An 852-nucleotide genomic window follows, 5' to 3' on the forward strand; every position below is an offset into this window, starting at 1 on the left:
GCAGCATGTAGTTGAAGGCCTTGGTCAGGTCGTGCCCGCGCGAGAGCTTGTCGCGCGTCTCGATCATCCAGCGCTCGAGCTCGGTGACCAGCGGCGCGCTCCGCTCTTGGCGCACGGCGTGGCGTTGGCCTGGCAACAGGGCCGTTGATCGCGCGCTCGATATCGAACAAGGCATCGATGTATCCGCAATCCAAACATCTATCAATGGCGCGTCCTCGGTTCTGCAGTTTGCTTCGGGGTCCTCCGCTTTGGTCTAGCTTTTTTTGGTCAGCAAGTTTGCGTCGCGCGCAACCCGCCATTGGCCATCGCCCTCCTTACGTAGCAGCGTCAGCTTATATCCCGATCGATGGTCCGACTTGCCGTTTGGCGGGGTTGCGGTGATGTCCATACGGCCGCGCATGAAAGCCAAGTCCCCAAGCATCAGCAACTCTACGATGTCGCTCGCGCCGTCGATGTGAACGTCGGCCATGCTTTCGGAAGCCGCAGCGAATACCTCTTTGCCAAATGGTTCCTGGCCGGGAACCATAAAGACTACATCGTCCGTCATCAGGCTGAGCACAGTTGCGTGGGTCGCCACGCCGGCTCGCGGCCATCCAGGTCTCGACCAGCCACCGGATTGCTCTCTCATCTTCCGTCATCACTTTCTCCATGGTCTGCGCATGACCTAGGAAAATCGGCATCGATTTTCGAAAAGGATCATGCCTCCGATTGCCTCGGATCGGTCTGCCTATATCGGTCAGGGGATAATTCCCCGAGGGCCGCGGCGTAGCTGGAACTGGCGGGTACCGCAGCATTTTTTGAACTTCATACCTGAACCGCAAGGACATTGATCATTGCCGCCGCGTTGCAGCC

At 58.7% G+C, this 852-nt stretch carries 2 protein-coding genes and 1 pseudogene; all 3 read right to left on the bottom strand.

Going from position 1 to position 852, the window contains the following annotated elements; genetic code table 11:
* A pseudogene (locus E5W70_RS32540) lies at window positions 1-179 on the bottom strand (transposase); the annotation flags it as partial.
* Between the two features lie 74 nt (window positions 180-253).
* Window positions 254-577 carry an SgcJ/EcaC family oxidoreductase gene (locus E5W70_RS32545; protein WP_292665472.1) on the bottom strand — a complete coding sequence of 108 codons (324 nt, stop codon included), beginning with the start codon at window positions 575-577 and terminating at the stop codon, window positions 254-256.
* A 159-nt stretch (window positions 578-736) separates the two neighbouring features.
* Entirely contained in the window at window positions 737-850 is a 114-nt protein-coding gene (locus tag E5W70_RS32550; protein ID WP_292665474.1) for an SEC-C metal-binding domain-containing protein, read from the bottom strand.
* Between the last annotated feature and the right edge of the window lie 2 nt (window positions 851-852).

The organism is Mesorhizobium sp. (assembly GCF_005063415.1).
In the GTDB taxonomy this organism is placed as follows: domain Bacteria; phylum Pseudomonadota; class Alphaproteobacteria; order Rhizobiales; family Rhizobiaceae; genus Mesorhizobium.